Source organism: Pedobacter sp. 22163, from assembly GCF_052045595.1.
GTDB lineage: Bacteria > Bacteroidota > Bacteroidia > Sphingobacteriales > Sphingobacteriaceae > Pedobacter.
In genome coordinates, this window is sequence record NZ_JBQEPM010000007.1 from 197,403 (window position 1) to 209,378 (window position 11,976).

General features: G+C 38.3%; 9 protein-coding genes. 7 read left to right on the top strand and 2 right to left on the bottom strand.

Annotation, left to right across the window (positions count from 1 at the left end; all coding sequences use genetic code 11):
• Nucleotides 1-41: 41 nt before the first annotated feature.
• Together ACTJKN_RS18935 and truA are read right to left on the bottom strand one after the other, a co-directional pair.
• On the bottom strand, nucleotides 42-1,811 hold the full coding sequence (locus ACTJKN_RS18935) for an ABC transporter ATP-binding protein (RefSeq protein ID WP_440827295.1): 1,770 nt from the start codon (nucleotides 1,809-1,811) through the stop codon (nucleotides 42-44).
• Between the two features lie 149 nt (nucleotides 1,812-1,960).
• Nucleotides 1,961-2,713 carry a tRNA pseudouridine(38-40) synthase TruA gene (gene truA / locus ACTJKN_RS18940; RefSeq protein WP_440827296.1) on the bottom strand — a complete coding sequence of 251 codons (753 nt, stop codon included), beginning with the start codon at nucleotides 2,711-2,713 and terminating at the stop codon, nucleotides 1,961-1,963.
• A gap of 135 nt (nucleotides 2,714-2,848) precedes the next feature.
• Between truA and ACTJKN_RS18945 the strand changes: the two genes are divergently transcribed.
• From ACTJKN_RS18945 to bshC, 7 genes are all read left to right on the top strand, one after another.
• A complete protein-coding gene (locus ACTJKN_RS18945) occupies nucleotides 2,849-3,373 on the top strand; it encodes a hypothetical protein (protein ID WP_440827297.1) in 525 nt (174 codons plus the stop codon).
• A gap of 84 nt (nucleotides 3,374-3,457) precedes the next feature.
• Nucleotides 3,458-3,925: a DUF4293 domain-containing protein gene (locus ACTJKN_RS18950; protein WP_440827298.1), complete on the top strand. Its 468-nt coding sequence runs from the start codon at nucleotides 3,458-3,460 to the stop codon at nucleotides 3,923-3,925.
• 34 nt (nucleotides 3,926-3,959) lie between these two features.
• Nucleotides 3,960-4,742, top strand: a complete 783-nt coding sequence (locus ACTJKN_RS18955; RefSeq protein ID WP_440827299.1) for a fatty acid desaturase family protein — start codon at nucleotides 3,960-3,962, stop codon at nucleotides 4,740-4,742.
• On the top strand, nucleotides 4,742-5,593 hold the full coding sequence (locus ACTJKN_RS18960) for a prolyl oligopeptidase family serine peptidase (RefSeq protein WP_440827300.1): 852 nt from the start codon (nucleotides 4,742-4,744) through the stop codon (nucleotides 5,591-5,593). The genes ACTJKN_RS18955 and ACTJKN_RS18960 overlap by 1 nt, the downstream gene beginning before the upstream one ends.
• A gap of 323 nt (nucleotides 5,594-5,916) precedes the next feature.
• The gene (locus ACTJKN_RS18965) at nucleotides 5,917-7,836 is read left to right on the top strand and encodes a DEAD/DEAH box helicase (RefSeq protein ID WP_440827301.1); all 1,920 of its coding nucleotides are present in this window, start codon (nucleotides 5,917-5,919) and stop codon (nucleotides 7,834-7,836) included.
• Between the two features lie 388 nt (nucleotides 7,837-8,224).
• On the top strand, nucleotides 8,225-10,069 hold the full coding sequence (locus ACTJKN_RS18970) for an alpha-L-fucosidase (protein WP_440827302.1): 1,845 nt from the start codon (nucleotides 8,225-8,227) through the stop codon (nucleotides 10,067-10,069).
• Between the two features lie 301 nt (nucleotides 10,070-10,370).
• Complete coding sequence (gene bshC / locus ACTJKN_RS18975; RefSeq protein WP_440827303.1) at nucleotides 10,371-11,957, top strand: bacillithiol biosynthesis cysteine-adding enzyme BshC; 1,587 nt, start codon at nucleotides 10,371-10,373, stop codon at nucleotides 11,955-11,957.
• Nucleotides 11,958-11,976: the final 19 nt, after the last annotated feature.

Below are 11,976 nucleotides of genomic sequence, written 5' to 3' on the forward strand. Positions count from 1 at the left end.
AGAAGCTGTTAAATTAAGAAAATCCTTGAGAATAAATACGCTTAAACTTTGGCTATCCCTTTGGATGAGAACTGCAGATCGTAAAGCTTTTTATAGTAGCCATTTAATTTTAACAACTGTTGATGTGTGCCTTTCTCTTTAATTTCACCTTTATCGAGCACAATAATCTGATCGGCCTTTTGAATGGTGGACAATCGGTGAGCGATTACAATTGAAGTACGGCCTTCCATTAAGTTATCAATAGCCTTCTGGATCAGTAATTCTGTTTCGGTATCAACTGATGAAGTGGCCTCATCTAAAACTAAAATAGCCGGATTATGCACGAGGGCACGGATAAACGAAATCAACTGTGCCTGACCAGCCGAGAGCGTAGCACCTCTTTCCATCACATTATATTGATAGCCACCCGGTAAACGTTCGATAAAATCGTGCGCACCAACTTTTTTGGCCGCATTCACTACTTCTTCGATGGTAATTTCGGGGTTATTTAGTGTAATGTTATTTAAAATCGTATCAGAAAACAAGAAAACATCCTGAAGTACAGTAGCAATGTGGCTTCTTAAGTAATCCAGATCAAAATCTTCGATATGAATGCCATCTACAGTGATATCTCCCCTTTTCACTTCATAAAAACGGTTCAGGATATTAATTGTGGAAGATTTACCAGCACCCGTTGCCCCCACCAAGGCCACAGTTTCGCCAGCCTTCACTTCGAATGTAAGGTCTTTCAGCACGTAGTTCTCGTCGTTATAGGCAAACCAAACCTTTTCGAATTTAATATCCCCGTCTAATTTGGCTGGCTTTTGCGTCCCCGTATTTGGCGTAGTTTCATCAGTATCCAAAACTTTAAAAACACGTTCGGCACCCACCATTCCCATCTGCAGCGTATTAAACTTATCGGCCAGCTGGCGGATTGGTGTAAAAACCATACCCAGGTACATAATAAACTGTGTAATGGTTCCGGGTGTTACATCTAATGGTTTAGAAAGAATACTTTTTGCGCCATACCATACCAACAAACCTAAGGACATGGCCGAGATTAACTCCACCACCGGAAAAAAGATAGAATAATACCAATTAGAACGGATATTAGCATCGCGATAGCGCTTGTTAATAGCATAGAATTTTCTGTATTCCTGTTTCTCCCTGGCAAAATACTGCACAATAGAAACGCCTGTAATGTGTTCCTGTAAAAAAGTGTTCAGGTTAGAAACCTCATTCCTGATTTCCTGAAAAGCCACCTTAATTGCTTTCTGAAATTTCCGGGTAGCAATAATCAATAACGGAATGGGTAAAAGCACCACTAAACTCAATTGCCAATCGGTATATAACATTACGCACACAATTACCACCACCTGCAAACTATCGCCTATCATCGAGATTAAACCTTCTGAAAAGATATCGGCAATGGTTTCCAGATCTGAAACCGTTCTGGTAATTAATTGTCCGATGGGTGTTTTATCGAAGAACTTTAAGCGGAGTTTTGTAATGTGGTTAAAAACATTGATCCGAAGATCGCGGATAACCGATTGACCTAATGTATTGGTTAAAAGCGTGTGGTTATATTGAATCAAAGTTTGTAAGATCAACATAAAAATCATCAACATGGTCATATTCACCAGGCCAGAATAATTTCCAGTTAAAATATAATGATCGAGTGTATACTTAATTAAAAACGGACGTACGGGAGAAATGGCTGCAAGCAGAATGGTTAAAATAACCGACCATACAAAAACGGCACGGTAAGGCTTTACGTATTGAAAAATACGTTTCAGTAATCCGGTGTTGTATACGTCTCCTGTAACTGCCATGCTTAGGGTTTAGGGTGTAAGGTTTAGGGTTTAAGGCCTTATGTAATCTTAAAAAATTAAATACTAATATCTTTCTAATAAAGTGGCGACCTAGCCTTCTATTTCTTTCATGGCGGTCGCTGTACCTTCCGCCTTACGCCTTTAACCTTCTACCTTATATAAGGATATTCTATCTTCACTAAATACAAACCGCAGGCAGGCACAGATTGACCAGCCTTACTACGGTTTTTACTTTCTATAATTGCTTTAAAATCTGTTAAATTTATTTCTTTTTTACCGATCTGTACCAAAGTACCCATAATGGCCCTCACCATGTTGCGTAGAAAACGGTCGGCCTGGATGGTAAAAACCAATCCATCTTCCTGTTGTTCAAAAACGGCTTTAGTTATTTTACAGTTATTGGTAAAAGTTTGCGTGTTTGATTTACTAAAACACGAAAAATCGGTATAATTTAATAACAGTGCCGCTGCATTGTTCATCGCTTCCATATCCAATTTATCTTTAACCAACCACGATCGGTTAAGTTTGAAAGGATCCTTTTCGAAGTGAAGGTAATATTTATAAGCACGGGCAGTGGCATCAAAGCGGGCATGGGCATCATGATGTACCGGTATAATCCGTTTTGCTGCAATTTGATAAGGCAACATAGCGTTGATACCGGTTACCGCACTTAAAACCTTTGCCTCTTCTACACCTTCAACATCAAAATGCGCATAAAAATCAGTAGCGTGTACGCCTGCGTCCGTTCTGCCACAGCCCAAAGTTTCGATTGGTTGCCGAAAAAAAACAGACATCGCCTTATCTAACAATTCCTGAACGGTGATTGCATTAGGTTGTGTTTGCCAGCCATGGTACAAGCTGCCATCATAAGCCAATTGGATGAAATACCTTTTTTTACTCAAAGCGATGCAAAAATACTTTTTTCCTTTTATTAGATGGCCTAGTAAAGCGGAATTAAATATATTTCGACTGTAAAATATTAAATAGCTAAAAAAATTATAGATTTATAATCTCTCATCAAGAATCTAAAATGCGCTATGAAAATCAAAATCATTACAACCCTCGCTTTCCTTACTATTTGCATGATTATTTTTTCTTGTGCAGAACTTAAATTATACGGGACTAACAAAGAGCATAGTGGAGTTTACGAACTGGCAAAAGTAGATAGTATTCGAAATTACTTATTCAATGCTTCTGGTAGTGTTGTAAAAGATACAATTATTATTAAATACGATTTTAATAATGACGACTGTTGGAATATGTTAGACCAACAAAGCAATGAATATATTTCCAATGTAGTAAATGGGATGAACCTCTATATTGCGGCCTATCAAAATGCCCATCCTAAATCATCGGTATATCAATTTAGGGAAAAAGGCAAAAACTTTAACAAATTAAAACTTAGAAATAAGAACATCATTATCGACAACGGATTTTTACGTAAAAACATTTTTAATACATTAGCTACCTGTGGAACATCTTTAAAACTATATCCTGATGGCCATTATCAATTCATTTACAGTGATTCGCATTTCACCGCCTTACAGCCAGTAAAAAAATGACGGCATAACAAATAAATCCGATTAAATCACAATTGCAAGCAATGGCAATTTTATCTAAGTTTGCTTTTAAATTAAAAAATTAACATGATACAAAGAATACAATCGATCTGGTTTTTTTTAGCTGCATTAACTTTGACTTTAATGTTGTTTTTACCTATCGCCACAAAAGATGCTGCAGGAACAGAATCAGCGGTATACACCACCGGGCTATACCAAACTTTAACCATTAAAGCAGGCATAAGTCTTAAAGTTCAATCTTTTTTACCTTTAATTATTACCAATATCGCTGTTGCATTTATTTGTTTAATGAATATCTTCAACTATAAAAAAAGAAGTTTTCAAAAACGTATTGCAATTATTTCGATGATACTAATTGGAGGTTTTGCTTTTTGGTGCAGCATTTATGCTAAAAAACTACCTGGCGGTATTGAAGGTGCTAGTTTTGGTGCTGGAGCGTACCTACCTGCTTTGGCTATTTTATTCGTTGTACTGGGCATTTTCGGTATCAATAAAGACGAAAGATTGATCCGTTCGGCCGAAAGGTTGCGATAGGAATACCGACAAACGCTCACATAATCATCGTAATATGACGCACTCAGAAATACTCAAAAAAGTTGAATGGAAAGACTTAAGGAGCCTTTCGATAAAAGAAATGTTGATAGAAAACAACTTAACAATCCCATGGTTATTGATTTCCTTAACATTTGCTTACTATGGTTATTATTTAATTGCACTACCATTTTCGGCATTCTTTTTCTTAACCGGATTACGGCAAGTTCACAATGGCTTTCACAATTCATTGGGAACAAACAAATTCTTAACGTGGTTCTCTTTGTATTTTAATAGCATCTTAATGGTATCTTCAATACATGCCATCAAATTTAATCATATCCGCCACCACAAATATTGCCTAACTGAAGAAGATTATGAAGGCAAATCTGCGGGAATGACTTGGTACGGAGCAATACTTTACGGCCCTATACATATGTTTTTAATCCATAAAGTTACCTTACAATTGGGCAATAAGAAATATGTCAAAAATGTAATTATTGAATTATTATCCATCATTGGATTTTTAAGTCTGATCTTTTATTTTCAGGTGAACTTCTTAATTTATCACGTAATTATAATGGTAATCGCTGAATTTTTAATGGCATTTTTCGCTGTTTGGTCAGTTCATCATGATACAGAGGAAAATCCTGATTTTGCGAGAACACAAAGAGAGGGATGGAAAAACAAGGTTACTTTCAGCATGTTTTATCACCTAGAACACCATTTATTCCCCGCGGTACCAACAATCAAATTACCGGAACTGGCTAGAAGAATTGATGAATCTCTACCTAATTTAGAAAAGAAGAACACATTCTGATGTTTAAGAAAATTTTTCAATCTGTTTTTTTTCTACTGATTAGTTCAGCTATTTTAAGTGCTTGCAACAAAAGCATCCATACTTTTGGGAAAACCAAAATCGCTAAAAGTGTCGATTCGATCTACCTTAAACAGAGAATAGCGGAAATAAAAGGTTTAAATGCCGATATTTTTACGAAAGGGGAATTCAAAGGCGCTGGTGATACACCAATTGTATACCGCTTGTTAAAACCAAAAAGTACAAACAGAAAACTTCCACTGGTGATTGTATTTCATGGATCAAATGCGGTTGGAAACGACAATAGCAGCCAGCTGGGTATTTTGGCAAAACTATTTGCTACGGATGAAACACAGGCAAAATTCCCAGCTTTTATTTTGGCACCGCAGTTCCCTTCGCGATCGTCAAATTACGTGATGGACCAAAGCAGAAATATACTTACTTCTATACCACAGCCGTGTTTAACAACCGCATTACAGCTGATTGATAGCTTAAAAAACACTTTAAATATTGATGAGAAAAGGATTTACCTCATCGGTTTTTCGATGGGCGCTTCTTCGGTGATCAATGCCCTATCGTTAAAGCCTGATTTATTCGCTGCAGGTATAAGCATTTCCGGCATACCGCAATTCGACAAAGTAAAAACACTCACGAACATTCCAATTTGGTTGATCCACGGAAATATGGATACGGAGAATCCTTTTAATAGTGATGAAAAGTTTTTTGAAGAGTTAAAATACAACAATAAAATCAGGTTTTGGGAATTCGACAATCTGGCCCACAACGATATTTTCGCTCCCGCAATTTTAACTGATGAACTGCCCAAGTGGTTATTCAAATACAAACGAAAATAGCTGCATTACCCCAGCCACCTAAACCCGGTTGAAGTGGAAATCCTTTTTAAAAACCTGAAAGGTTTAAAAAGATTGAAACGAAAAACGGGACTGAGGCAACCTAAGCCCAAGACAGCCGCTTTCCAAACAAAAAACACATGTTCCTATCGCAATCACGACCTCAATTAAAACCTTCTACACCTTACCTTTTTCATCATCCATCTTGCATCGACTGTTACCTCCTTATTTTCAAATATTTAGCTTAAAAAACTATTTACTTGATTATCTGTGAAATACGGAATATTAACCTTACCTTTGCGGCTCAATTAAAAATAAAAAGACGAATGACAAACCCATTTCAATTATTGGGGATAAGTGATGACGTCGTTAATGCCGTAAAGGATCTTGGATTTGAAACTCCAACACCTATTCAGGAGCAAAGTATTCCTGTACTGTTAGAAGGCACTAATGATTTTGTTGGTTTGGCCCAAACAGGAACAGGAAAAACAGCCGCATTTGGTTTGCCGCTGTTAGAACTAATCGATTTTAAAGTAACAAAACCGCAGGCATTAATTTTATGCCCTACCCGTGAGTTATGCTTGCAAATCGCTAACGACCTTAAAAACTTTTCTAAAAACGTTGCTAATGCCCACGTTGTTGCCGTTTACGGTGGCGCGAACATTATGCAACAACTACGCGAAATACGCCAAGGCGTTCAGATCGTAGTGGCCACGCCCGGCCGTATGTTGGATATCATTGGCCGTAAAGCCATTGACTTCACTAACGTTAAATATGTTGTGCTTGATGAAGCTGACGAGATGTTGAACATGGGTTTCCAGGACGACATCAACGATATTTTATCAACTACTCCTGATGACAAAAAAACCTGGTTATTCTCGGCTACAATGCCTGCAGAAGTTCGCCGTATAGCTAAAAACTATATGGATAACCCTGTTGAATTAACCATGGGCACAAAAAATACAGGTAACGTAAACATCGAACACGAATATTACATTGTTCGTGCACGTGATAAATATGCTGCCTTAAAACGTATTGTAGATTTTAACCCTGAAATTTTTGCCGTAGTATTTTGTAAAACCAAATTGGATACACAAGATGTTGCCGAGCACTTAATTAAAGATGGTTACAATGCTGACGCTTTACACGGCGATTTATCGCAACAACAACGTGATAAAGTTATGCAACGTTTCCGTGAGCGTAACATGCAATTATTAATTGCTACTGATGTTGCCGCACGTGGTATCGATGTAAACAACGTAACTCACGTAATCAATTACTCTTTACCTGACGAAATTGAAAGTTATACCCACCGTTCTGGCCGTACTGGTCGTGCTGGTAAAACCGGTATCTCTATCTGTATCATCAACTCTAAAGAATTAGGAAAAATCCGTCAGTTAGAACGTATTATTGGTAAACAATTTACCAAAGCTGAGCTTCCTACAGGATTTGATGTTTGTGAAAAACAATTGTTCTCTTTGGTACATAAAGTACACAATGTAGAAGTTAATAACGAACAGATTGATCAGTACATTCCACGTATTATGGATGAATTTGCTGATTTATCAAAAGAAGATGTAATTAAACGTTTTGCTTCATTAGAATTTAACCGTTTCTTGGATTACTATTCTAAAGCACCTGATTTAAATGCAGCAGTTGGCGACGATCGTGGTGCAGACAGAGGCGAAAGAGGTGCCGGACGTGGACGTGGTAGCGAAGGTTACACCCGTTTGTTCATCAACTTAGGTTCTGTGGATGAGTTTACCCGTGGCGATATGTTGTCATTTATCTGTAACAACGGTAAAATTGGTGGCAAAAGCGTTGGTAAAATCGATTTAAAAGGTGTTTTCTCTTTCTTTGAAGTGGAAGACGATGTAGCTGACAAAGTTTTTGAAGGCTTTAAATCTGTTGAGTTTAACGGTCGTCAGGTACGTATCGAGAAAAGTGGAGACGGTGGTCGTGGTGAAGGCGCAGGAGAAAGACGCGGTGGCGGCGAAAGACGTAGCGGTGGCGGTGGTTTCGGCGGTGAACGCAGAAGCGGCGGTGGCGGCGGCGGTTATCGTGGCGGCGGCGACAGAAGAAGTTCTGGCGGCGGTAGCGGAAGACGTGAAGGCGGAAATAGCGGTGGCGGTTTCAGAGATTTCTCTGGACGTAGCCGTGACGACAAAGGTGGCAACACCGGAGGTCCACGCAGAGAAGGCGGAAACCGTGAAGGTGGCAGTGGCGAACGCAGAAAAAAATGGTAAATCACTAAACCAAATATTTTACAGCCGTTCTGATTATTCAGAGCGGCTTTTTTTATGGGTAAATTTTGTTGTTTTGAGGATCGTCATTTCGAGCGGAGGGCAACGCAGTCGAGAACCACGAAGTGCTCAGCGAAGCTAAATCTATTAGTATATCTGTTCGGTGTCGCATCAACAGATATATGTGATGTCAGATGTTACCATCTGACATATAACAGATTCTTAATTTAAGGCTTCTATAGTTACCTTTCAATCAATATAATATCCATCTACAATTCCTTTACTAAATTAATCTCCAGTCAGATGGTAATATCTGACTTCACACCCAATTTTTGTTTAAAAAACAGCTGTAAAACATTATATTTAACGTTTAGATATACTAAACACGATCATGCGTTATTTAAAGTTTTTCATCATTTTATCTTCACTATTCATCCACAGCGGGCTTTCTGCTCAACAAAAGGTTTCTGATCAAAAAATGCAATGGTTTGCCGATGCCAAACTGGGCATTTTCATCCATTGGGGTATTTATTCGGTTAATGGCATTTCCGAATCGTGGTCGTTTTTTAACAATTATATCAATCATGATGCCTACATGAAACAGCTTGATGGTTTTACCGCTGCAAAATACAAACCAGAAGAATGGGTAAAACTGATTAAAGAAAGTGGTGCTAAATATGCTGTAATTACCACAAAACATCATGATGGTGTTGCCCTGTGGAATAGTAAAGCTCCCTTAGCCACTACCACATTAAAAAATAGCGCTGCAAAAAAAGATTTAATCACTCCATTTGCGGCTGAACTTAAAAAATCGGGACTTAAAACAGGATTATATTTTTCTTTACCTGATTGGAGCTACCCGGACTATGATGGTTTTACCCGCGACAGGAAACGTTATGATTATAAACAGGATCCAGTACGCTTTAAAAAATTCCAGAATTACTTTCAAGGGCAATTAAACGAACTGTCGGCCAGGTATAATCCTGATTTGGTATGGTTTGATGGCGATTGGGAACATAGTGGAGAGGAATGGCAGGCCAAGAATATATTGACAAATTTACGCAAGGTAAATCAGAACATCATTATCAATTCTCGCTTAAACGGGCATGGCGATTACGATACACCGGAGCAAGGTGTTCCCGTTGTAAAACCAAGCTCACCAGAATGGGAACTTTGTTATACCATGAATGATTCGTGGGGCTATCAGCCTTATGACAATCATTATAAATCATCAAACATGATCATCCGCACGCTGGTTGATTGTATCAGCATGGGCGGTAACTTATTGCTTGATATTGGACCGAAAGCAGATGGAACTATTGCGCCAGAACAGGTTAAGATTTTAAAAGATTTAGGCCGCTGGACTCAAAAACATGCAGAGGCCATTTATGGTACACAGGCCGGAATCCCGGATGGGCATATTATCGGTAAAACTACCTTATCCAAAAACAAAGATGTATTGTACCTGTATCTCGATTATAAAACCAAAAATGGGATTTTACTATCAGGTATAAAATCAAAAATCAACAAAATTGAAGTAGTTGGCAGCAAAGCACAGCCAAATACAATTAAGCTAAATGAAACAGATTATCTCCTTAATTTTAAGGAAGCAGACTTTGACAGCGATGTAACCGTTCTAAAAGTATCATTAAACGGCCCTATCCAGCTCGATGAAGACAAACAGGAAATCCTTTCGCTCGCAGACTTATATGCTGCGCCCAAACAACGGGGTTTAACCAACTTAAATCTGAACAGGCTGGCCATTAACTTAAATGCAGGTACAAATGTATTTCAAAATACCGGTTTACCTGCTGATGGCTTAGACTTTAACCCTGGAATTAAAAGCGCAGATCAAAAGATTAGCAACTGGGTAATCAAAAATGCAGAAGCATTATACAAAACAACGGGTGGAATTCCGGCAGGACATTACCAGGGCAATACGGCACTTTCTGCAGATAAACAAACCCTTTACTTATTTGTAGAAGGCACACCAACCGGGCCAATTGCCATTAAAGGTTTAAAAAACAACATCAGCAGGATCAGGATTGTGGGAGAAGGTACCATGCTGCCGCACGAAATTTATAACAAACTGTATTGGAGCAAAATACCGGGAATTGTTTACATTCAGGTACCTAAAGATAAATTAGATCCTGAATTAACCGTAATTGCAGTACTTTTAGATAGCCCGATTGATTTGTACCGCGAAAAAGTTGGCGCGATTGAAAGCAACCTTTAATTATTTTGTATCCTAAAGATCCTTCGACTCCGCTCAGAAGGGCAACCATGCAGAGTTTCTGTGCTTCCGTGCCCGAAGAGCAAGGCCAATGTCCTTAAGTTAAGCCATGCTCATGGGTAAACATAATTTACCATAGATAAATTAGGATGCACACAGATATAAACATCTGTATCCATCTGTGGTTAAAAACTCTTAATTTAATGACATGACGGCAAGTGGTCGTGGCAAAAAATTATTTAACAATTGTAAAATAGTGGCGCGACTTTACGATTATCCTTAAATTGCATTACTTTCGCACATCATGCAGGCAAAATATATTTCATATCAGGAAACCGGATCATTTTCAAAACTGGTTTTAGATTATATTAACGACGAAGAACAGCTTAAAGCTTTTTACAGCTATCGTCCTGATATGGAGGGCTTAGCCAAAGCAATTGAGCATAGAAATTTTCTAGGGAACAGAGAAACTTTAGTTCAGGTTTTACAAGATCAATACCAACATTTACAGCCAAACAAATCGGTTACCAAAAACATAGAACTTTTAGGCTCATCGAATACCTTTACGGTTACAACAGGCCACCAGTTGAATCTTTTTACCGGGCCGCTTTATTTTATTTACAAAATTGTAACTACCATTAATTTAGCCATCGAGTTAAAAATGGCACATCCCGATAAAAACTTTGTTCCGGTTTATTGGATGGCGACAGAGGATCACGATTTTGATGAAATTAACCATGTAAGTGTTGATGAAAAGAACATTAGCTGGATACAGCAAACGAATGGCGCCACCGGAAGACTAAGCACCAAAACAGTTGCCGCAGCAGTAACGGCTTATAAAGGATACCTCGGGATCTCTAAAAAAGGAAAACGGATTGCCAAATTGGTAGAGCAGGCTTATTTAGAACATGAAAATTTAGCCGATGCCACCAGGTTCCTAGTGAATAACTTATTCGAGAAATATGGCCTGGTGATTGTAAATGCTGATGATACACAACTAAAAAAGCAATTCGCGAATATCATTACCGAAGATATCATTCAGCATAATAGTGCAAAAAATATCGACGAAAGTTCAAAAAACCTGGAGAGTTTAGGCTATAAAACCCAGGTGAATGGCCGTGATATTAACTTCTTTTACCTTATCGACAATCTGCGTGAGCGTTTGATCTTCGAAAAAGGAAAATACATTGTAAATCATACAGACATTAGTTTTACGGAAACGGAACTAAAAGCCGAAATTGAATCACATCCCGAGCGTTTTAGTCCGAATGTGGTGATGCGCCCCATGTACCAGGAAGTGATTTTACCAAACCTGGCTTATATAGGTGGCGGTGCAGAAGTAGCTTACTGGATGCAGTTAAAGGCAAATTTCGACTTTTATAAAGTTGATTTCCCGGTTTTATTGCTTCGTAACTCAGCTTTATTGATTGATAAACGCAGTGCGCAGAATTTATACCATTTAGGTTTTTCTTTAGAAGATATATTTTTACCAGTTGAAGCGTTAAAAAACATTTGGGTAAAGCGAAATACAACTGCCCAATTGAGCCTGGCTGATGAAACCAGAGCCATTAACAGCATTTTCGATCAAATTAAGCTAAATGCCTATAAAATAGATAAAACGCTTTCCGTATCAACAGACACAGCAAAACAGCGGACCAATCATTTATTGGCTAACCTGGAGAAGAAACTATTCCGCGCAGAGAAAAGGAAACATGAAACAGCATTGCTGCAGATTGATAATGTAAAGAAAAGACTTTTCCCGAATGGAGCACTTCAGGAAAGAACCTTGAATATTGCACCCATGTATGTAAACTATGGAGAAGATTTTCTTTCATCGTGCATAGAAAACTTCGAACCACTGGGAGGCGATTTTACTGTTTTATTGCCATAATATTAGTCCGGAGTCGGGA